This window comes from Neobacillus sp. NPDC097160 (genome assembly GCF_044762155.1).
Lineage (GTDB): Bacteria > Bacillota > Bacilli > Bacillales > Cytobacillaceae > Neobacillus.
The window spans coordinates 1-21,315 of record NZ_JBIWDU010000037.1 but is presented as its reverse complement, the minus strand read 5'-3'; the positions used below and the strand labels follow the sequence as shown (position 1 = coordinate 21,315).

Below are 21,315 nucleotides of genomic sequence, written 5' to 3'. Positions count from 1 at the left end.
ATTGTAGGAGCTTCTTTCATGATGGGCGGCTACTAAATTGTACGGGACAAGGGACAGGTTGGTTTAATCTGTCCTTTTGTCATATAGACTTCTGATAGGAGAGGAGGATGAATCGGATGCCATTTTTGGATTTGACCGAAGAGATCGATTTTTTCGAGACGACTTTAGAAGAAGAAGGTTTTTCCCTTTTGAAAGAGAATTTTTCCCGTTCGACTTTGATTTTGAAAGAAGAAGACGCTTTGAATTCGAAAGAAGACGACGCAGATTCTTTTAAGCACAAGATTTAAACAGTGTTTCCATGAGCCTACGTAAAAGAACAGTTGTCATCATAAGCAGATGTTCTTATTGAATAAATTGAAAGTTATTAAACATAAGGCTTTTTTTACTTTAAGATTAGGCTGCTTTAATTGGCGGCATTTTTTATTAAACTAACGGCGTTCTTTTGCTTAAAAAAGAGTAAAGCCCTTTTCTTCTTCAACTATAGGGCAGTTTACTTGAAAAAGCTCCATTTTTTCGTAGCGGGTATCATTAATTATTTGGTTTATTTCAACGTCGCTGTATTTATCTTTATTTACACGAATATTAATTTAATGGGAAAGGTTTCATGAAAACCCGAAGGGTTAGGAGGGATTGACTTGGATGTAATTGGAAAAGGTGTCATTCGTAAAGACGCTTGGGATAAAGTGACAGGAGACGCGAAATACACAGATGATTACCAATCAGTTGGGATGCTTTCTTGTACAAAGGTCATCAGTCCATATGGACACGCTAGGATCACTTCGATTGACACGACAGAAGCACTAAAAATATCAGGAGTTAGGGCGATTATCGCAGGAGAACATTTTCCACTTACAGGTGAGGCCATTCGCGACCGCCCGCCAATTGCTGTTGATAAGGTCCGTTACCACGGAGAACCAGTTGCATTAGTTGTTGCTGATACTCCTTCACAATCTAAGAAAGCAGCTAACTTGGTTAAGGTCTATTATGAATTGTTACCTGTAGTAAATTCACCTACACAGGCGTTCCAAAAGAATGCTCCCCTCGTCCATGAGAGGTTAGGCGAATATAAAAAGGAGGAAGATTCACACCCGGTTCCGGGAACAAACATTGCAACGCTTACTAAAATTCGCAAGGGAAATATGGAAAAAGGATGGTCTGAGAGTGAGGTAACAGTAGAAGCAAGCTATTCCTTTGCGCCTTCAGATCATGCCGCAATGGAAACAAGATGTTCAACTTGTGAGATTTCACGAGATGGATCAATCAATATAATGACCTCATCTCAGGCACCTTATATGGTCAAAACACTGATATCTGAATACTTTGGTGAAGATATTGGGAAAATTGTTGTTCACACGCCGTTTGTTGGGGGAGGCTACGGTGGAAAAGCACCTGTTCAGCTTGAAATACTTGCGTACTTAGCATCGAAGGCTGTTGGTGGCCGACCCGTAAAGGTTTTTAATACGCGTGAAGAGGATATCATTACATCTCCATGTCACATTGGTTTAGATGCTACAGTAAAAATTGGGGCTGACCGTAACGGGAAAATTAAAGTTATGGAAATCCTTTATTTGTGGGATGGGGGTGCTTATTCGGATAAAGCAATTGATGTAACGAGATCTGGGGCGGTCGATTGCACAGGACCCTACAATGTGGAGAATGTATGGTGTGATTCATACTGTATGTATACCAATCATCCGTATGCCTCCCCATACAGAGGATTTTCTCATTCCGAGCTTTCCTTTGTGATGGAAAGAACACTGGACCTACTTTCACAAAAACTGCAGATGGATCCGATTCAACTTCGTTATATAAATGCCATTAGGCCAGGAAATACATCACCAACAAGGGTTCTTTTTAATAAAAGCAATTTAGGGGATTTACCACATTGTATTGAGAAAGTAAAACATTTAATTAAATGGGACGAAGGGACGATTAAAGAGATAAATGAACGTTTTGTTAGAGTAAAAGGCATAAGCTGCAGTTGGAAAACGTCAACGATTGATGCCAACGCTCCCTCCGGTGTTACTTTAACTTTTAATAGAGATGGTAGTATCAATTTAATGTCAGGCCTTATCGAGATTGGAACTGGAACTAAGACTGTGCTTGCTCAAATTCTCGCCGAGAGACTTAAAATGGATGTCGATAAAATTCATGTCAGAATGGAAGTTGATACCCAGACCATGCCAGAACATTGGAAGACAGTTGCCAGTAGGGGAACATTTATGGCAGGTAGGGCCACCTTAAATGCCGCAGAAGATGTGATTAACCAATTAAAAGAAGTGGCCTCATGTGTGCTAAGAGCACCGAAAGAAGATTTAGAAGTGGCAAATAGTCGGGTGTTTTTAAGGGATGATCCATCCATTGGTCTTCATTTTAAAGATATTGGTTATGGGTATAAGTATCCAAATGGTAACGCTATTGGTGGTCAAATCATTGGCAGAGGGAAATATATTTTACGTCACATAACGTATTTGGATCCCGAAACAGGAGCTGGGAAACCTGGTCCGGAGTGGTCTGTTGCGGCTTATGGTGTAGAGGTAGAATTCGATCGTAAAGATTATACTTATCGACTTGTTAATGCTGCGGCGGTGGTGGATGCTGGCAGGGTGATGAATGAAAAAACAGCATTAGGTCAGGTTATGGGAGCAATGAGTATGGGGCTGGCATTCGCTGGGAGAGAAACATTTTATTTTGATGATTTAGGGAGAGTTTTGAATCCGCAGCTTCGGACGTATCGCCCGCTCCGCTATGGAGAGAATCCTAATTACTTGGTTGCTTTTGTTGAAAATCCACAGATTGATGGACCATACGGAGCTCGTGGGATAGGAGAACTAGGTTTAATGGGAATGCCTGGGGCCCTCGGGAATGCATTGTCCATAGCAGCTGGTGTTTCGCTTCATAATCTTCCCTTAATTCCAGAATTGATTTGGAAAGCAAAGGAGAAGCAATAAAGTATAATAGCCTAGTCAATCCCAAAGAATCAACTAGGCAATATCCATTTCAATTTACTTATACACTAGAAACTATTGTGTTAGTCCTTCATCAGTAGCAATTGGTTGGATCTCATTCGTACTACCCTTTTTATTTTTCTCATTAGTACCGTTTTGTTCCTCGAGTTGATGAAGCTGATTTTTTACTGCTTGAGAATTTATCATATTACTCTGGGTGTCTTTATTCATTTGTCTATAACCTCCTTTGATATTTAGATGGTTCCTGATTATGATGAGTAGATCAATTAAAATTTATGCAAAATTTGAATTTAATTTTAAGTACAAGGAGTCAAAGGAGTATGAAAACAGGTAGAGGGATAATCGGTTATTAAAACATGGTGGAAATTAATAAATTTTATACAAAAAAACGTCATTTTTAATCGTAATAATGACGTTTTTTAATCTTCTTATCACTTTTTCATTTCAATCTCAATTCTCTTTGCTAAGTCAGATGATACTTTATTGAAATACTCCAAAACTTTCTTTCTAATATCATCAGATATGACTTTCAAATCACTAGCTAAATTTTCGACAAGATGTTCTTTTTCTATTTGAATTAACCTCGTATAGAATTCACCAGCCTGCCCAAAATCGTCATGCTTTGTTATAGAAGTTCTTTCTAGTTTGCCTTCAACATATCTTCCATCACCACTTGTAATTTGATGAGCTGGTGTCCAATTTTGCTGTTGGTTAACCGGTAATTTTCGAAATTCAGCTCCAATTCTTCTTCTTTGAGAATCACTATAAATATTGGCACGGGCCTGCAGTATTTTATCATCAGATAATTCTGCGCCGTCTAGTAAATTAGAAGGGGAGAAGGCGACTTTTTCTACTTGTTCCATAAAATTAGCAGGATTTTTATTTAATACCATTTTGCCTACTGGTATTAGGGGATACTCTTCTTCATCCCATACTTTTGTATCATCTAAAGGATCATAAGAAAGATTTGCTTCATCCTTTGGATCCATGAGCTGGACATATAAGCCATATTCCACCGGTTTACCACCCGCAATCGCATCGTATAAATCTTTACCAGCGTAATCAGGATTTTCAGCGGCTAGTCTATTTGCTTCTTCGCGACCAATGTATTGTACACCTTCAAATGGGTACCAATAGTATTTAACGTACTTTCTAATACCTTGAGCATTTCTCCAAACATATGTATTTACACTATGTCCTGGAATGTGGCGAAGACTTTTTACCGTACCAGCATCAGAGTATAAACGTACAACAAAATGAATCGATTCAGGCGCTCTTGCTACAAAGCTCCAAAACCTATCAGGATCAATTAAATTATTTTTGGGTGAAGGTAAGGATGCTTTAATAAATTCCGGAAATCGTATCGCATCACGAATAGAAAAAACAGGAATGTGATTACATACAAGGTCAAAAACGCCTTCTTCTGTATAAAATTTTGTAGCAAAACCACTTACATTTCTAGTTGTATCAGGCGTTCCTTTCGTACTGACAGCTAACGAAAAACGAACCATAACAGGAACTGTCTGATTAGAATTTTGTAAAAAGCTCAGTTTTGTATGTTCGGACATCGAATATATCGTTTGAAAATAACCAAATGCACCAAATCCTTTTACATGAACAGGTCTTTCTAAAATCTTTTCATGAATAAATTCTTGTAAGGTTTCGTGTAGTACACCATCTTGTTCCAGTACAGGTCCCCCAGAGCCGATCGTCTGGGAATGAAGTTTAGCTGGCTCATTGGAGAGGTCTCGATTCTCATAATGGCTTTCCTCTAATAAAGTTTTCCTCTGTTTATTATGTTTTTCATTCATTATTATAGCCTCCAAAATTTAATTTCCATCAATCGTTACTAAATATGATTTTTAAGGCTCGAATATGTATCTACTTCTTTTATTTTCAACATTCATTAGAAATATAGTTTCTTAAAGTTAGTAGCATTTTTCAGGGAATTGCAATATAAAGTGAATTTGAACCGATGTGTGAACAGACCGCTGGTTAAAGTAAACTCCTATGCAGTGGACCTTTTTGATCATGTAGAATTATGAAAAGATGAATATGAAGAAGGAAAAGCTTCTTTAAATAGGAGCTTATTTTTGTGTGGTAAAAGGAACAGAACTTTTTTAAGCCTTTCTAATAAACGTAAAAGGTTAAGTTACACCCTGAATTTATTTTCAGAACTTAGATTGCCAGACAATATAGGTTTTGCACTTGACTTTGTTAAGATGATAAAAGAGTATCAACAGGCTAATAAAAAAGTATTTATAAGAAATGATCAAACTTTTTTATAAATAATACTTCTAGATATGGTATAGAAGAATCCATTTTGATTAATCTTTTTTCAAAATGGATTCTTTTTGGTTCTCACTAAATAAGGGTTTGCAAAACATTTTTGAACAAACTTTATTCCAAACCAACACTTTTCCAAAAGCAACAATCTTTTACGGGTGCTTATGTTAAAGATGGTGTTGCTGAGGTACCCCTTTTTCTTATTCGACTAACGGAGCAGGTTTCTTCAAAAAAAGTGTAATTGTTTTAAGTAGTGATAATTGAAATGTGTGAGGAGATTTATTATGTTTGTACTTAATATGCTGTTGGCAATAGCGGGAATGGCAATGTTAATATGCGTTTTGATATTCTTTATTTACAAAATATTAAGAGACAAAAAGAACTGTTACTCTTGGTTCATTTTGATAATAATTGTTTTCTTTTTAGGTCTTGCCATTTGGCAAAGTTTATCTTCTTTTAACATCAGGCTTTGATTCTTATTACACTAACGGGAGCTAGAGTTTAAGAAGGATCGTAACGGCTGCGGTCATTTTTTCTTATTGAAGTAACTCGCAGGTTAATAAGATGTTAAAGGAAAACTAGTCTGTTTTGGAGAATTACCTACATAGATAAATGACTAGAGGTGGGAAATAGTGAGAAAAAATGTATTTTTATTGGGGTCAATTTTCCTTATAGCGTTATTTATTTTCAATATTTATCAATTGCATCGACCAAAGGCTGGTCCAATTGGAAATGGTGAAATATCTACAATATCTTGGATTTTAACCTTTTTCCCATTAATATTGGCATTTATATTTTTATTGTTGTTTATCACTTTGAGCGTCCGTAATAGAAAATAAATAAGTGGCTAATTGTGTAGAAGAAAATTCAATATCACCACCATACAATATAAATCAAATACATTTACTATCAGCTTAAGAGTAGCTTTGTGAAAAAGTGTACTTAAAGTAATGGGGGCATTAGTTAAAGTTGCGAGCTGCCAGAGTTGGCAGCTTTCTTATCGAACTAAAGTGGCAGTTTAGTGGAATAAGGAGAAGAATCCCTTCAGCGGTACATCTGAAGGGATTCTTCCTATATATGAATCGACTTAAACTTGAATATTTGTAGGGGGCATTGTTGGTTTTATTAAAGTTTAGTTAGGAGCTTTTGTTTGCAGTAGTTTAATACCCATGCCGATAAAGATTATTCCTGTAATTTTGTTTAAAACCAATCCTACTTTTTGGTTTCCTCTTAGTTTTTTTGTAACATAAGAGGAAAAATAAGCAACAAATAAACACCATAACAACCCAGTGGTTGTAAAGGTCAGTCCCAGGATGAGAAATGGGATGGGTCCCGAAGCCTTTGTATCTATGAATTGTGGAAGAAACGCAATAAAAAACAAAGATACTTTTGGATTTGTAAGACTCGTCAAAAGTCCTTGCACGTATAGTTTCCGTATATTTAGCTTGTCGGGTGCAGTTGCCTGAAACGTTGCATTGGATTTATCAAGTAACATGCGAATCCCTAAATACACTAAATATATAACACCAATAATCTTAATTGCATTAAATAAGAAAACAGATTTTACAAGTATCATTGATAAACCAAACGCAACGAACAACGTGTGAGTCAAAGAACCTGTAATAATGCCCAAAACAGAATATACACCAGCTTTTCTGCCTTGTGACATGCTTCGCCCAACTATATACATAGTGTCTGCACCAGGAATTAAGTTTAACAAAATCCCTGTTAATAAAAAGACTTCATAATGAGTTATACCGTACATAATAATCACGCACCTCTTTCTATTTTTAGGGTGCCCTTATTGATATTACAGCATCCTGTATGATAATAAAAGACTTTTTTCCCTAGCTATCCTAAGATTGTGAAAAAATGTACTTAAACTATCGGGTGCGATTCTTCAATAACGAAGGATCGCTTTTTGCTTATTGAAGTAACGGGGCAGTTTAGTGCAAGAAGGATAAAGTATTTTTATGGTAAAATACAGGTAGAGAATTATTTAGTTTTTGTTCAACAAACGGGCCAGATTGTTGAATAAAGAAATTTAGCAATCTTAAAGAAATTATTGATTGTTATGTGTGCTAAACTTGACTCTGCCAATAACGATAATAATTCTATCAATGTGAACAAAGGAGAACTGAAAATGAGAAAACTTGTTCTATTTCTGCACGCATCGCTTGACGGTTTTGTAGAAGGGCCAAACGGTGAAATGGACATTGGTTGGGTTTCCTACGATTCTGATTTGGAGAAACACGCGAAAGAAATTCTAAGTACTGCCGACACTGTCATTTGGGGACGTGGTACTTATCAGATGATGCACAGTTACTGGCCATCTGTGCCTTCGAACCCATCAGCTTCGCAGTATGAACGGAATCATGCCAAGTGGATTGAAAAGACAGCCAAAATCGTTTTTTCCACGACGCTGGAGAAAGTCGAATGGAACAATTCCAGGCTGGTGAAAGAAGATGTCGAAGAAGAGATCAAGAACCTCAAACAGCAGCCAGGCAAGGATATGGTCATCCTAGGCAGTCCTAGATTCGCACATTACCTTATGCAGCTTGATTTAATTGATGAGTATAAAATTACGGTTTCTCCCGTCCTGGTCGGCAGCGGGTTGCCGTTATTCCAAGGTCTCAAGGAGAAGATCAATCTTAAACTTATCGAAAACAAGACATTTGATTCTGGAGCCATAGGTCTCGTTTACCAGACGGTTAGATGACCTTGTCACCTGTGCACGTCTAGTCCGTAACGTATCCGAGGGTGGCTCTCGTCATGGCAGAGGCGGCACTTTTGCATGGCTGTATACAGAAAGCATAAAGGGTGAGGGATATTAATCATGACTAATATCCCTCACCCTTTTACTCTTGTCTAATAAATTCATCTTTATATTTTGTCTCACGGCATTTGAACCAATAAAAGTAAGCCAAAAGAATACCGGTGTATATTTCAAATTCACACGCTTGGGCAACCCAATATGACTATGCATTACAATTTCCGATGATGATTCGTAGGTAGGTAAATGATCTTGTATTGATTGATGCAGAATTTTCGCACGTGCATGATAGATGTTACACGAACAAATTACATGGTTGGCTGCATTGGGTACTATTCTTACATTAGCTGGACTTTTTATTTCAGAAAGCAAAAAAAATTGGAAGAAAGGAGGGGAATTGACATTTGGGCTACAAAAGGGTAGAAAAAGCTGCGAAAATAAAATGAGGTTTTTGAATTAAGTAAAAGGAGATAGAATTAATTTCTATCCCCTTTTGTTTACTATTTATAACGAAATCATTTCTTCATAATCTCCTTAGTAAGACGGTAGGTAGCTATCCAAAATACAAGAGCCAAAACACTGACAGAGATACCAAATAAACATACACCATTCCATCCATAATTAGCATATATGTTGGTAGAAACTATGGAGCCCGTTGCACTGCCAATAGAATAAAAAACCATGTATGCAGCTGTAAGTCTACTTCTTGCTTCAGGTAGGACTTTAAAAATCAAACTTTGATTGGTTACATGAACTGCTTGTACAGCAAGGTCAAGAAGGATAATGCCTATGATTAATACGAGAATTGAATAGTTAATAGAACTGATAAAGAACCATGATGCGATTAATAACACTAATGCTACACCCGTGGTAAGTTGACCTAATCCTCGATCAGCTAGTCGCCCAGCCCGTGCTGCCGCTAATGCTCCAGAAACTCCAGCAAGACCAAATACTCCAATAGAAGTATGTGAAAATGAGTAAGGTGGAGAACTTAACGGAAACACTAATGACGTCCAAAAAGTACTAAAAACAGTAAAAATCAAAAGTGCCAATATCCCACGAATAAGCAGAATCCTTTCTTGAACAAATAACATGAGAACAGAATGTAACAATTTTGGGTAGGAAAGAGATGGACGTTTATAAACAGTACCCGGAAGTTCTTTATTTAATAAGCCAATCAAAATCAAAATTAACACAGCAGAAGATAGATAGACAGAACGCCAACCTCCAAGATCAGCCATTATGCCAGCAAACGTCCTTGCTAGTAAGATACCAATGACAACTCCACTTGTAACGAAGCCAACTATACGTCCACGTTCAGTAGGAACAGCCAACGTTGAGGCATATGCGACAAGAGTTTGTGTAACAGTGGCAAGCAAACCTACAATTGCAACACCAATGAAAAACACAATACTAGTAGGAGCTATCCCAACAACTATTAAAGCAACAACTAACATAAACATTTGACCAATAATCAAACGACGTTGAATAAATAAATCACCCAGAGGGACCAATAACAGCAATCCTAGTGCATAACAAATCTGAGTAACTGTAATTACGATTCCAATGATTGAGGGTTCAATACTGAATTCGCTTGCTATTGAGCTGAGTAATGGATGGGCAAAATAGACGTTAGCAACAGCCATACCACAAGCTATTGCTAATAATAGTTCTGTATATCGAGACAGGGTTGAACTGGATGCTAATTGTAACTCATCCGTTTTTGCAGCAAAATCTTCAGCAAATTTTATATTTTTTTCGTTACTATCCAATTTACTACATCTCCTTTTTATTAATTTTACCGTTCAGTATAATATACCGTTCGGTATGAAATGGTGCTTTTTAAGCATATTCTTATCTTGTTTAGGTGTCAAGTTAGTTTTGAATGTTATCTATTGTTCATCAAAGAATTTGGCCATTGACATATGAGATTATAAGCACATCCTTAATTATTTCAATTGGAGAGTTTAAATGAAAAAACCACCCAATATTGACAAAAAGGATATAAATGAATAAAATCAAAATATACTGATTGGTATAATATAAGGAAGTTTTGATATGAATGGAAAAGAAAAATTTGATAGGGACGTAGCAATTGATGAACCGAATCAATCAATAGATATAAATGAATTAAGAGGTGAAACCTCTTTAAAAAAATCGCCCTCATCAATACAGATTAACGAACAGATTATAAATAGTAGAGAAATTCAGTTTTTTGTGAAGGAGGATTTATCATGGTTCGACAACGTGAATTTGATAAAGAAAAAGCCTTGGATTATGCTATGGAACTTTTTTGGGAGAAGGGATACGCTGCAACATCAATTAGCGATTTAACCGCCAAAATGGGTATACAACGTCCCAGTTTATATGCAACTTTTGGAGACAAAGAGGAATTATTTGAAGCAGCATTGCGTAGATATACAAATTTGCATGCATCTCTTATCAGAACAATACTTCAAAAGACTACTTCCGTGAAAGAAGCATTTCGTAATTTATTTGAAGAATTAATAGAAGAAGAGTATAAGGACAAAGTAAGTAAGGGCTGTTTTTGTATTAATACAATGGTAGAACTTGCCCCACACGATCAAAAATTTGAAGTCCTTACAAGGGAACATGAAATGTATCTTTCAGTCATATTCCAAGAAACTCTTCTAAAAGGTATAAAATCAGGTGAGTTAGAAAGCAACCTAGATGTTAAAGCCTTAGCTCAGACAATAGTTGTTGCACTAATTGGAATTACTGTTTTATTGAAATCTCATCCGGAGCGATCATTCGTAGATAAATCTGTAAATTTAATATTATCGTTAATAAAATAAATAGAAGAAAGTTCGGATTATGGAAATATATCTTTAATAAGCATATATTCCAATCTAAAAGGTTAAAATGTTTTCATGTCTCACTACGTCCTCATTACTTTGTATCCGACTGTAAACAGAATTATCATTAACATAATATCGATTCGAATACCTTTTTAACTTATTGTCATATTGATACTCTGCTCTCAAAGTAAGCAGTGTAGGTTCATTTTTCAAAAAAACACCCCCTAGTAAAATATTTCATACGCATTTCCGTATTCGACAATAAGTCCCAAAAACCCTGTAATATTTTAATAATATTTACTTTAATTTATTTTTTGAAAGTCATATTTTTTTAAGAAAGAGTTGCTGCGGTAGCTCTTTTCTTGTTCCAAGTTCAAACGTAAATATGTGACTTTGTGAAAGAGTGTACTTAAACGAATGGGTGCGTTAGTTGAAGATCTGGCTGCCATTGCGGTGGCCATTTTTTATTGATCTAAAGTGGCAGTTTAGTTTATATAACTTTATATAATTTGGATTTACATACATAGAAATTCTATGTATGATTTATCTATAAAAACTAAGGGAGAATCCAAATGAATCGTCGCCTTTTTTTAATTTCTTTAATTATCGGATGGCTTGCAGTTTCAATTTCCCCAATATTTGATACAGTGATTGTGTCAAATTCTAATGATTTATCCCATCTTAGACTTGGTTTTCCACTACCAATAATTGAACAGCACACATCGTTAACGCCTATGGAGGATGACTTTCCTCTCACAGTAGGGTTACAAAGTCCCCAAGAAAACGCAACCGATTTACTGGTCTTTAATTATGTTTTTTCAATATTAATATTTACTGCAATCTCTTATTTCTGTATTCAACTAATAAAATTATTAGTGAGAAAAATTATAAAAGTCTACCCCCAGTTCAAAGGGAGAAATAAAAAGTTTGTGAAGAAATGTACTTAAAGTAACGGGTGCTTTAGTTAAACAGGGAGGGTTGCTTCGGCTGCCCTTTTTCTTCTTCCACTAACGGGCAGTTTAGTGGTAGAAGAATTGTCTAAAAAATAAAAAGCCCGGCAGTTCAAAAATAGCACTCATAATAATGAGGGCTTTTTTGTTTAAGCGTACGGGTATCTGTCTATACAGGAAAGTTTTTTACTCATATTTTGAAGGGAAAGAAAACAATTTAACAAGGAGGATTCACATGTTCAGTTTAAATGGGCAAGAAATTAGTCATTTCTTTTTGCTATGGGCTGCTTATTAGCATGCGCACATCTGTTAGGATTTTTAGCAGAGAAAATCTTTATTCCTCGTGTTATTGGGGAAGTTGCAGCGGGATTGGTATTAGGTCCAACATTACTAGGACATTTTTTTCCCGAAGCTTTCCAGTGGCTATTTTTAGGATTTGAAGGAGAACCCAAACTATTTGGGCTTTTGTACCAACTTGGTTTGTTGTTGTTGATGTTTAGTAGTGGATTAAAATTTCAGACTCATTTCAGTAAAGAAGATGCTAAAATTACTTCTGCTCTGGTCATTGGTGCAACAATACCAGCTTTTGTGGTTGGATGGTTTGCAGCAGGATTGTTTAATATTACCCCATATTTAGGAACAGCCAATAATCCGGTCGCAATCAAGATTGTCATCGCAATTGCTATTGCAATTACATCGATTCCCGTAATATCGAAAATTTTTAATGACCTTGGAATCATGCACTCGCGTTTTGCAAAAATTGTCATTGCATGTGCTGGGATTCATGACATTTTACTATGGGTTGCATTAGGTTTAGCCACTGCTATTGCAAGTCAAACGGGAGTTATAACAGTGGGGTCTGCTGTTCAAAGCGTGGGGATCAGTTTAGCATTTATCGCGGGGACACTCCTGCTAGGATATCTTTTATTTAATAAGTTAACCATCATAAAACAAAATTTGCTATTTCGGTCGTCAAATTTGGGGTATTTTTTGTTTATCATGTTTATGCTTGCATCTCTAGCCGGGAATTTACATGTAGAAACAATATTTGGTGCATTATTGGCTGGAATTGTGGCAAAGCTAGCGCTGCCACAGGCTGTGTCTGAAAGGATAGAACAAGGTGTAAGTAATATTTCTTTTTCATGGTTCATTCCAATCTACTTTGCAACTGTGGGCTTGCAATTAGACCTAGTTAAACACTTTAATCCATTATTTTTCTTGGGGTTCCTGTTATTCGCAACACTTACTCAAACCGTCGCAGTTTATGTTACATCTCGTCTGATTAAACTTGATCCACTAACTAGTTTTAATCTTGGCATCGCTATCAATGACCGGGGAGGACCGGGAATTGTTCTGTCATCGGTTGCTTATGCCAGCGGGATCATTAATCAAGAGTTTTTTGCCGTACTTGTCATGTTAGCTTTAGTGACTTCTTGGATACCAGGGACTTGGTTAAGGATTGTCGTTAATAAGGGCTTGAGATTAATGCCAGGTGATGAAAATATGACACCTATAAAAAGAGAGGATATTGTGGAAACCAAAATAATTAACTAAGGTGAAATTCAAAAAGTAAGATTGAAATAAGCAGGTCCGTTTTGGTAATTATTTATCTTTAAGACGGACTTGTTCTTATTGTATAGCCTTAAATAGCGTGTTTATTGAGACCAACTTTGTGCATGATTTCACTTAAACTATATGGTGCTTTTGTTTAACAAAAGGGGTGCTGCGGCAGCCATTTTTCTTGTTCCACTAACGGGGCAGTTATGTTGAAGAAGAAAGGTCGATGAAACCTTGTATTCGATTAAACATATATAATAGGATTGGGAAGGCGAAATATTACTAGAAAGGAGCTAACTATGAAGAGTATATTAGAAAGTCGGTTAAAATATTTATTTAAAGGGGAAAGATTTGCAATAATATTGTTCATACCTCTTAGTTTCTTAATTAATTACACATACCCCGATCTGCAATTATATTCTCTGCTTTCTTTTTGGATTTCCTTTTTCTTATTGGAGTTTATACTCATTCAAGGAACTTATTATTGGCATTCCAAATGGAAGTGTCTAATTACTGAAAACAAATCTATAACTCCAATCAAAACTGTTAGACTGTTGGGGAAATTGAAAACAATAAACGTAGGTATAATAATTTTTTCTATCATTTTATTTGTTATCGACGTACTTGTTAACTATCCCAGTCTACCAATTAGAGGATTGTTAATCAGCGGATTTATATTTATTTTCGCTATTCTTGAATTTATTAATTACTTCTACATTCAATTGTCCTATGATAATTTATCTGATATTAGATATTTAATAAAAACAAAGAAATTTAAACGTTCTTGTTTAAGCAAAGATTTTAAGCGTATTGGATAATTGAAGGTAGTCAATTGAATTACTTCTTGATAAATAGTGACCTTAATAAAAAGGTGTGTTTTTCTTATTGTACTAACGGGGTGCGATACTTCAAGAAGGAGGTCGCCTTCTTTCTTTTTTCGCATGAAAGATTTGTGAAATATTGTACTTAAACTATCGAAGCAGTTTAGTTGAATAAGGAATGGGATAACTATAAAAAAGGAAAATTCGTCGTATTGGCGAGTTTTCCTTTTTTATTGCCTGACGAAACCAAATTAATCTAAAAAATGTAGTGCGTCATAGAGAGACAAAATATAATCCCTTGACTTGGAGTACACTCTAAGTATTACTCTTACATTGTGTTACAAATTAATAATGAAGGAAGATATAGACATATCAGATTTAATGGAGGCGGTTAAATTGACATATTCTATTGGAGAATTTTCTAAAATCGTTGGGTTAAGCGAACATACCTTGAGGTTTTATGAAAAGGAAGGATTAATAGCAGTAAACAGAGACGATAACAATGTCAGAATCTACTCGGATGAAAATAAATTGTGGATTGAATCATTGCTCCATCTAAAAAATACGGGGATGTCTCTAAAAGACATGAAGCAATTTGCCATGTGGGGGCATGTTGGGGATGAAACAATGGAAGATAGGTTAGCCCTACTTAAAAATCATCGAAAAAAAGTAGTGGAAGACTTTGAGAAGCTTCGTCAAAGTTTAGAGCATCTGGATAATAAAATTAATTATTATGAAAATGAATTAGGAGACTGTTTCTCTACAAATTAAGTTACCAGTCGTTTTTTTCTATTTGCGATTTTTTGATAAATCTCATACAAACGGCTTTCGCAATCATATTTTTATGGAAAAAAATACAAATGATAAAACACTTGCCTTAGAGTGCACTCCAAGGATTAATCTATTCTTGCTCCGTTAAACACATGAAGGGTTGATAAACCTTTACAAAATAATAAATAAACAAATAGAAAGAGGTTAAAAAATGAACACAAAATATAGCAACTTATTTGAATCACTTACATTTAAAAATGGTATCACCATTAAAAATAGAGTCGTTATGGCTCCAATGACAACTTGGTCCAGTAATGATGATTACACCATTTCAGATGAAGAAGTGAACTATTATAAAAGAAGAGTCAAGGGAGTAGGACTTGTTATCACTGGCTGTACGCATGTGCAACCAAACGGTATAGGTTTTACGCATGAATTCGCAGCTTATGACGACAAATTTATTCCAAGTCTACGGAAATTGGCGGATGCGGCGAAAAGTGGAGGAGCTCCTGCGTTGCTTCAAATTTTCCATGCAGGCAACAAAGCATTGCCATCTTTAACTCCAAATGGTGAGGTGGTTAGTTCCAGTGCTGTAGAGACTGAAGCTACTGGATTTGCTCCTTCAGTATTACCTAGAGAACTTTCACATGATGAAATAATGGAAGTGATTCATGCGTTTGGAGAAACAACAAGACGAGCCATTGAAGCTGGGTTTGATGGTGTTGAAGTTCATGGTGCACACGGTTTTTTACTGCAAAACTTCTTCTCTCCATTCTTCAATAGACGTGGGGATGAATGGGGTGGCTCTCTAGAAAATCGCTTGCGTTTCCCATTGGCAGTCGTACAGGAATTGAAAAATGTGATTAAGAAACATGCAACAAAACCGTTTATTTTCGGCTACAGAATTTCACCTGACGAACATGAAGAAGGCGGTTTGAGAATGAAGGATACCTACGAATTAATTAATCGTCTTATCGAAGCAGATGTTGATTATATACATGCTTCATTGGCTGATGCTCTTTCTTCAAAGCCAGTCGTTAGTCAAGATGAAAAAACATATCTTGAATTAATTGTTGAACATGTAAATGGCAGAGTTCCTGTAATGGCTGCAGGTTCTATGGTAACTGCTGATAATGCTGCAACAGCATTAGGTAAGGGTTTATCCTTAGCAGCGGTTGGTCATGGATTAATCATGAATCCAGACTGGGTAGAAAAGGTTCAGAATGGAAAAGAAGCTGAAATTGAGACATCCATTAAGACTTCAAAAGTAAGCGATCTGGAACTCCCAGAAAAACTTTGGGGCATAATTCAAGCTTCAGGTCCATGGTTTAATATCGAAGAATAAAATCGTAAAAGAAAAGTGACTGTTTTTTATCACGTTTGTATTAAGAAAGGAATTAATTATATGTCAAATATCCAAGATAAGGTTGTCATTATTACGGGTGCCTCTAGTGGGATTGGAGAAGCTACTGCAAAAGAACTTGCATCTAAAGGTGCGAAGCTGGTACTGGCGGCTCGTCGAGAAGAACGATTAAAGAAATTACAAGAAGAGATACAAAATTATGGCGGTCAAGCTATTTATAAAGTGACGGATGTTGCCTCTCATGAACAAATGGAAGAGTTGGCTGAACATGCTCTTAAAGAGTTTGGAAAGATTGATGTAATGGTCAATAATGCAGGAGTAATGCCGCTATCACCTGTTCATCAGAAAAAAATAAATGAATGGGATACGATGATTGATGTGAACATCAAGGGTGTTCTTTATGGTATTGCTACTGTTCTTCCGTCCATGAGAGAAAGAAAAGAAGGACATATCATTAATGTTTCCTCCATCGCTGGTCATTTAGTATTCCCTGCTGGTGCAGTTTATAGTGGTACAAAGTTTGCTGTACGTGCCATTACAGAAGGTCTTCGTATAGAAGAGGCTAGTAACAATATTCGTACAACCATTATCTCGCCAGGAACTATTACAACAGAATTGCTAGAAGCCATTTCAGATCCAGAATTAAAATCTGCCATCGTTGAAGATAGCAAAATTGGAATCGAGCCTGCAAGCATTGCTCGTGCCATTGGATTTGCAATTGAACAACCATCAGATGTAGCGATTAATGAGATAATTGTTCGTCCAACCATTCAAGAACTCTAAAAAGAAAATCTTTGTAATGAAGCATCCCCACTTTTTTGGGGCTGCTTATTTGGTACATATACAATTAAAATGGAGATTGATTTTAAGCTTGTGAAGAATTGTACTTAAACAAACGGGTGCGTTTGTTCAACAGTGGGGGTTGCTGCTGCATTCAGCTAGCGGAGCGGTAAAGGTGGAAAAGGGATTATGTATCTAGTTGTCGAATTGTTTAATTTACATAATCAAGCTGTTCATTCAAAGTGCTTCGTTTGCGGTCCGAGTTGTTCATCTTAGTCGGAAACGACTAAAGTAAAAATTAAATTAATTGAAATGAAAGAAGTGAAGGTTTTGATTAAATATAAATGCCTCCATCATGTAAGTCTTACCGTCACCAATTTGAAAAGAGCAAAAGATTTCTATGGGAATACTTTATGTTTAAAAGAAATACCTCGTCCTGATTTTGATTTTGCGGGTGCCTGGTATGAAATAGAGGGAAAGCAAATCCACTTGATAGTCGATCCCTCTTCACAGACAATTCGGCAGGATAAAAGCTTATCCAGTAGAGAAGGTCACTTTGCTCTTAGAGTCGAGAACTACTATGACACTCTTACATGGTTAAAACAAAATGAAGTTGAAATCATTGAAAAACCGTACGGAAAAAGTGGATTCGCTCAAATTTTCTGTGCGGATCCAGATGGTAATTTGATTGAACTAAATGTTGACCAGAAAGATTTATAAATAAAAAGATAAAAGGCTTCCAATACTGGAGGCTTTTCTTATTGAAGTAACGGGGAAGGATAGTGGAACAAGGGCTTTTTTGAGGATTTGTTTAATGTATTAGTTTTTCAGCACTAAAAAAGGCAGCAGTTTCGCCGCCTTTACCTTAATAAGAAAATAGAGATTTTTAAAAGACCCGTATTAATTTGTAGGTCTAAGAAATGAAGTTTTACATCTTTGGATAAATAATATCATTTGGAAGTAACTTTGGCTTGAACTTCAATTTTAACATCTGCTTTTTTCAATATATTGCCGACATCACACCCTTTATCTGCTGCTTCTGTCGCTCTTTGTGCAGATTGAATCTGTTCTTCAGTTGCTTCAGCAGATAAAACGATGTTAGGATAATGAGTAATTTTAAACTCATTATCAGATATATTTGCCTCAGAGTTCACTGTAAGTTCCACCACAGGCAGTTTTCTGCTTTCGAGTACAAAAGTAAGTGTTGCTGTATAACACGTCGTTACAGAGGCAACGAGAACTTCTTTTGGATTTGCTCCGTTACCACTACCTCCTAAGGATGTAGGAATAGCGATTTTTGTATCAAGGTACTCCGCTTTAAGTGTTCCATTTCCTGTTACCCCACCATCCCAAAAAGCATTCACATTTATTTTCATATCAGCCATATTATCACTCCTTAAAATTAATAATTTGCATATATATAATGCCCACATTTCTAGTGAGTTAACAAGAAAACTCCATTCAAAATTTAGTAGGATATTGTGAAGGGTTGCACTTAAAGTAACGTGGTGGCTTTAGTAAAACAACAATTGGACTGCTGTTTCGGCAGTCCTTTTTCATTATCGTTATTCAAGTAAAGGGCAGGTTAGTTGAAGAACAAAGAGAAGAGGCTTTCCCATAAGGAGTCAGACACCTTATGGGAAAGCCTCTTTTAACAGATATTTTCTTTATTAGTAATATCCTTCACAACATCTTCTAAAGTAACATTTCTTAAAACCTTTTCCATTGCCAATTGAGCTGTTGTGAATAAAGGTTCAATTGTATTCTGGATGTTCCTGCCTACGGGACAATCAGGATGTGGACTTTCATGTATACTAAACAATTCTTTCTCCTGTACAACATTCACTGCCTTATAAACATCGAACAGTGTAATATCAGATAATTCCTTTGCAAGTTTAGCCCCTGCAATACCTGGATGTACCTCTATCAAACCAGCTTTTTTTAACATTCCCATTAGTTTTCTTATCACGGCTGGGTTTGTGTTAACACTTGAAGCTAAAAATTCAGAAGATGTTATTCCTTCTTTATTAAATTCAATTAGAGTCAATATATGAATTCCGACAGCAAATCGGCTGCTAATGGACATGTTCTTCACCACCCCTATTAACTTTTCCGTTATTGATTTTATTTCTTCATCATGTAATTAATTTGATTACAAGTTTATTATACCAAATTACGAAAAAAATAATAAATAGCATTTTGCATACATGTTGACAAATCGATTACATGTAATTAAAATTATTACATGTAATCGATATTGTTACAGGGAAATCTGAATTGGAGGAAGACAAAATGAAAATATTAGTTACAGGAGCAACAGGGAAATTAGGTTCAAAGGTTGTAGAATCATTATTGAAATCTATACCTGCAAGAGAGTTGGCAGTAAGTGTTAGAAACCCAGAGAAAGCAGAAGGACTTCGTAGTCGTGGGGTGGAAGTTCGTCATGGAGATTTTGATCATCCAGAAACATTAGAAAATGCTTTTAAAGGGATTGACCGCTTATTAATTATTTCTGCGGATGGTGACAATGAAACGAGAATTCGTCAACATACTAATGCTGTCCAAGCAGCTGATCATGCAGGGGTAAAATTTATTGCTTACACAAGTTTAGCAAATGCAACAGAAAGCAAAAATATAATGGCTCCTCCTCATGTTGCGACAGAAGCAGCCATCATTAAGACAGGTATCCCATATTCTTTCTTGCGTTACAATTGGTATTTGGAAAATGAAATTGGAAGCATTCAAGGAACTATGGCAGGAGCTCCATGGGTAACATCTGCTGGAGAAGGTAAAGTTGGCTGGGCACTGCAACAAGATTACGCAGATGCAGCGGCAGCAGTTCTTGTTGGAAGTGGTCACGAAAATACAGTATATGAACTTTCTGGTCCACTTTTAACTCAAGAAGAATTGGCATCTGCTCTTGGTAATGTATTGGGTAAAGAAGTACCTGTACAACAAGTTAGTTACGAAAAATATGCAGAGATCATGAAAGGCTTAGGTTTACCTGATTTTGTGATTCCGATAGTAGTAGGAATTCAAGAAAGCATTCGGAACGGTTCACTAGAAGTTGAAAGCAATGATTTTGAGAAAGTTCTTGGTCGTCCAGTTGCTCCAATCAACGAATCACTGACCCAACTTGTTAATGCAATTTCACAAACAAAATAAAAATCAATTTGAAAACCGACATTAAGTCGGTTTTTTTTGCTGAATTATTTAGTTGTAATCCGAAAAAGGAAATTAAACATGAGAAATAATTATCAGATTGTGAAAAAATATACTTAAACTAATGGGTGCAATAGTTAAAGATGAAGATCGCTGTTGCGGTCTTTTTCTTGTTGAACTAACGGAGCAGGTTAGTTCAAGAATGAAAAATGATAATTTTAGAATATATAGTCTAAATTTCAGTGTTAAAGGAGTCGAGTATGAGAGAAGAAATTAAATCTCAGTTAGGAAGATTAATGGGGTTGAAATTACAGTATGCAGGACGGGCATCTAACCTCTTTTGGCTTGGTTTTGGGGATATAGTTCAAATAATTCGAAGAGGCAGAACCGAGGAAACGGCAGAATACGCATTACATATCCAATGTTCGTGGAGAATTACTTTAGGAAACAAAATTGTTGTTGCTTCCAGGGATTTCTATTCTCCAAACTCACAATGGGATGAAAAAAATGAGGATTTTGATTGGGATATACAAGGTAACAACAGATTTGATGAACGTATTAATACTTTTATAGGAGACAATGGACAATTAAAAGTATTACAAATTGATTCTGATGAAGTTGGTGGATTAAATGTCACTTTATCTGGGGGTTACAAGTTAGAAGTATTTCCAGATAGTTCAGAAGACGATGAACAAAGTGAACACTGGAGATTCTTTAATCGAAAAGAAAACAATCCTCATTTTATTGTTACTGGAAATGGAATTGAAAAAGTTTGAACTTCAACTCCCTCAGTTTAATACGATTTTCTCACGAATACTCGCTTATTCGCAGAATTTCATAACCCTCGATATGGATTTAACGATTAAATGAAATGAGTTCAGGTCATTATGGCTCCGTGAAGGCATAGTTAAATAAAGGAGTGATATTCAACTCCACATTTTACCATATGATGTACATTCTCCACGCCGCCCCTGGAGGCTTTCCCTCCCATGTCTCAACGGGTCATTTGCCCTATCATTCCTTCGTCATGCCTATCCAAGGGGTGGAGGCCAGTTATGCTAACG

The 21,315-nt window shown here is 36.1% G+C and carries 19 protein-coding genes; 13 read left to right on the top strand and 6 right to left on the bottom strand.

The genetic code is table 11. The annotated features are described in order from the left end of the window. Nucleotides 1-116: 116 nt before the first annotated feature. Nucleotides 117-287, top strand: a complete 171-nt coding sequence (locus ACIQXV_RS29195; RefSeq protein ID WP_402965714.1) for a hypothetical protein — start codon at nucleotides 117-119, stop codon at nucleotides 285-287. A gap of 348 nt (nucleotides 288-635) precedes the next feature. Continuing rightward, nucleotides 636-2,951, top strand: coding sequence for a xanthine dehydrogenase family protein molybdopterin-binding subunit (locus ACIQXV_RS29190; protein ID WP_402965711.1), 2,316 nt, complete (start codon nucleotides 636-638; stop codon nucleotides 2,949-2,951). Between the two features lie 72 nt (nucleotides 2,952-3,023). On the opposite strand, the gene ACIQXV_RS29185 is transcribed toward ACIQXV_RS29190, so the two are convergent. From ACIQXV_RS29185 to ACIQXV_RS29175, 3 genes are all read right to left on the bottom strand, one after another. Next, nucleotides 3,024-3,179 (bottom strand): hypothetical protein, encoded by a 156-nt coding sequence (locus ACIQXV_RS29185; protein ID WP_252286368.1) that lies wholly within the window; start codon nucleotides 3,177-3,179, stop codon nucleotides 3,024-3,026. A 221-nt stretch (nucleotides 3,180-3,400) separates the two neighbouring features. Continuing rightward, on the bottom strand, nucleotides 3,401-4,780 hold the full coding sequence (locus tag ACIQXV_RS29180; protein ID WP_402965707.1) for a catalase: 1,380 nt from the start codon (nucleotides 4,778-4,780) through the stop codon (nucleotides 3,401-3,403). 1,607 nt (nucleotides 4,781-6,387) lie between these two features. Further along, complete coding sequence (locus ACIQXV_RS29175) at nucleotides 6,388-7,020, bottom strand: LysE family translocator (protein ID WP_402965704.1); 633 nt, start codon at nucleotides 7,018-7,020, stop codon at nucleotides 6,388-6,390. A gap of 378 nt (nucleotides 7,021-7,398) precedes the next feature. Here ACIQXV_RS29175 and ACIQXV_RS29170 point away from each other — a divergent pair, with 378 nt between their 5' ends. Next, nucleotides 7,399-7,974 (top strand): dihydrofolate reductase family protein, encoded by a 576-nt coding sequence (locus ACIQXV_RS29170; RefSeq protein WP_402965701.1) that lies wholly within the window; start codon nucleotides 7,399-7,401, stop codon nucleotides 7,972-7,974. Between the two features lie 569 nt (nucleotides 7,975-8,543). On the opposite strand, the gene ACIQXV_RS29165 is transcribed toward ACIQXV_RS29170, so the two are convergent. Next, nucleotides 8,544-9,800, bottom strand: coding sequence for an MFS transporter (locus tag ACIQXV_RS29165; protein ID WP_402965698.1), 1,257 nt, complete (start codon nucleotides 9,798-9,800; stop codon nucleotides 8,544-8,546). Nucleotides 9,801-10,262: 462 nt separating this feature from the next. On the opposite strand from ACIQXV_RS29165, the gene ACIQXV_RS29160 reads away from it, so the two are divergent. The 8 genes from ACIQXV_RS29160 (at nucleotide 10,263) to ACIQXV_RS29125 (ending at nucleotide 17,809) form a co-directional block, all read left to right on the top strand. Beyond that, nucleotides 10,263-10,844, top strand: coding sequence for a TetR/AcrR family transcriptional regulator (locus ACIQXV_RS29160; protein WP_402965695.1), 582 nt, complete (start codon nucleotides 10,263-10,265; stop codon nucleotides 10,842-10,844). A 575-nt stretch (nucleotides 10,845-11,419) separates the two neighbouring features. Beyond that, entirely contained in the window at nucleotides 11,420-11,794 is a 375-nt protein-coding gene (locus tag ACIQXV_RS29155; RefSeq protein WP_402965692.1) for a hypothetical protein, read from the top strand. Nucleotides 11,795-12,076: 282 nt separating this feature from the next. Beyond that, on the top strand, nucleotides 12,077-13,351 hold the full coding sequence (locus ACIQXV_RS29150) for a cation:proton antiporter (RefSeq protein ID WP_402965689.1): 1,275 nt from the start codon (nucleotides 12,077-12,079) through the stop codon (nucleotides 13,349-13,351). 302 nt (nucleotides 13,352-13,653) lie between these two features. After that, complete coding sequence (locus ACIQXV_RS29145; RefSeq protein ID WP_402965686.1) at nucleotides 13,654-14,172, top strand: general stress protein; 519 nt, start codon at nucleotides 13,654-13,656, stop codon at nucleotides 14,170-14,172. A 399-nt stretch (nucleotides 14,173-14,571) separates the two neighbouring features. Continuing rightward, nucleotides 14,572-14,946: a MerR family transcriptional regulator gene (locus ACIQXV_RS29140; protein ID WP_402965683.1), complete on the top strand. Its 375-nt coding sequence runs from the start codon at nucleotides 14,572-14,574 to the stop codon at nucleotides 14,944-14,946. A 211-nt stretch (nucleotides 14,947-15,157) separates the two neighbouring features. Further along, nucleotides 15,158-16,291 (top strand): NADH-dependent flavin oxidoreductase, encoded by a 1,134-nt coding sequence (locus ACIQXV_RS29135; protein WP_402965680.1) that lies wholly within the window; start codon nucleotides 15,158-15,160, stop codon nucleotides 16,289-16,291. A gap of 60 nt (nucleotides 16,292-16,351) precedes the next feature. Next, a complete protein-coding gene (locus tag ACIQXV_RS29130) occupies nucleotides 16,352-17,092 on the top strand; it encodes an SDR family oxidoreductase (RefSeq protein ID WP_402965677.1) in 741 nt (246 codons plus the stop codon). A 327-nt stretch (nucleotides 17,093-17,419) separates the two neighbouring features. Beyond that, nucleotides 17,420-17,809: a VOC family protein gene (locus ACIQXV_RS29125; RefSeq protein ID WP_070875759.1), complete on the top strand. Its 390-nt coding sequence runs from the start codon at nucleotides 17,420-17,422 to the stop codon at nucleotides 17,807-17,809. A 230-nt stretch (nucleotides 17,810-18,039) separates the two neighbouring features. Here ACIQXV_RS29125 and ACIQXV_RS29120 read toward each other — a convergent pair whose 3' ends face one another. Then, entirely contained in the window at nucleotides 18,040-18,474 is a 435-nt protein-coding gene (locus ACIQXV_RS29120; protein WP_402965673.1) for an OsmC family protein, read from the bottom strand. A gap of 266 nt (nucleotides 18,475-18,740) precedes the next feature. Then, entirely contained in the window at nucleotides 18,741-19,175 is a 435-nt protein-coding gene (locus ACIQXV_RS29115; protein ID WP_402965670.1) for an Rrf2 family transcriptional regulator, read from the bottom strand. A gap of 206 nt (nucleotides 19,176-19,381) precedes the next feature. On the opposite strand from ACIQXV_RS29115, the gene ACIQXV_RS29110 reads away from it, so the two are divergent. Next, nucleotides 19,382-20,254: an SDR family oxidoreductase gene (locus ACIQXV_RS29110; RefSeq protein WP_402965667.1), complete on the top strand. Its 873-nt coding sequence runs from the start codon at nucleotides 19,382-19,384 to the stop codon at nucleotides 20,252-20,254. A 257-nt stretch (nucleotides 20,255-20,511) separates the two neighbouring features. Further along, nucleotides 20,512-21,027, top strand: a complete 516-nt coding sequence (locus ACIQXV_RS29105; protein ID WP_402965664.1) for a hypothetical protein — start codon at nucleotides 20,512-20,514, stop codon at nucleotides 21,025-21,027. Nucleotides 21,028-21,315 lie beyond the last annotated feature (288 nt).

What these genes read in the sequence shown, in the direction of transcription:
- ACIQXV_RS29195 (WP_402965714.1), top strand. Translation starts at nt 117, where the DNA reads ATGCCATTTTTGGATTTGACCGAAGAGATCGATTTTTTCGAGACGACT.
- ACIQXV_RS29185 (WP_252286368.1), bottom strand. Translation starts at nt 3,179, where the DNA reads ATGAATAAAGACACCCAGAGTAATATGATAAATTCTCAAGCAGTAAAA.
- ACIQXV_RS29180 (WP_402965707.1), bottom strand. Translation starts at nt 4,780, where the DNA reads ATGAATGAAAAACATAATAAACAGAGGAAAACTTTATTAGAGGAAAGC.
- ACIQXV_RS29175 (WP_402965704.1), bottom strand. Translation starts at nt 7,020, where the DNA reads ATGTACGGTATAACTCATTATGAAGTCTTTTTATTAACAGGGATTTTG.
- ACIQXV_RS29170 (WP_402965701.1), top strand. Translation starts at nt 7,399, where the DNA reads ATGAGAAAACTTGTTCTATTTCTGCACGCATCGCTTGACGGTTTTGTA.
- ACIQXV_RS29160 (WP_402965695.1), top strand. Translation starts at nt 10,263, where the DNA reads ATGGTTCGACAACGTGAATTTGATAAAGAAAAAGCCTTGGATTATGCT.
- ACIQXV_RS29155 (WP_402965692.1), top strand. Translation starts at nt 11,420, where the DNA reads ATGAATCGTCGCCTTTTTTTAATTTCTTTAATTATCGGATGGCTTGCA.
- ACIQXV_RS29150 (WP_402965689.1), top strand. Translation starts at nt 12,077, where the DNA reads ATGGGCTGCTTATTAGCATGCGCACATCTGTTAGGATTTTTAGCAGAG.
- ACIQXV_RS29145 (WP_402965686.1), top strand. Translation starts at nt 13,654, where the DNA reads ATGAAGAGTATATTAGAAAGTCGGTTAAAATATTTATTTAAAGGGGAA.
- ACIQXV_RS29135 (WP_402965680.1), top strand. Translation starts at nt 15,158, where the DNA reads ATGAACACAAAATATAGCAACTTATTTGAATCACTTACATTTAAAAAT.
- ACIQXV_RS29130 (WP_402965677.1), top strand. Translation starts at nt 16,352, where the DNA reads ATGTCAAATATCCAAGATAAGGTTGTCATTATTACGGGTGCCTCTAGT.
- ACIQXV_RS29120 (WP_402965673.1), bottom strand. Translation starts at nt 18,474, where the DNA reads ATGGCTGATATGAAAATAAATGTGAATGCTTTTTGGGATGGTGGGGTA.
- ACIQXV_RS29115 (WP_402965670.1), bottom strand. Translation starts at nt 19,175, where the DNA reads ATGTCCATTAGCAGCCGATTTGCTGTCGGAATTCATATATTGACTCTA.
- ACIQXV_RS29110 (WP_402965667.1), top strand. Translation starts at nt 19,382, where the DNA reads ATGAAAATATTAGTTACAGGAGCAACAGGGAAATTAGGTTCAAAGGTT.
- ACIQXV_RS29105 (WP_402965664.1), top strand. Translation starts at nt 20,512, where the DNA reads ATGAGAGAAGAAATTAAATCTCAGTTAGGAAGATTAATGGGGTTGAAA.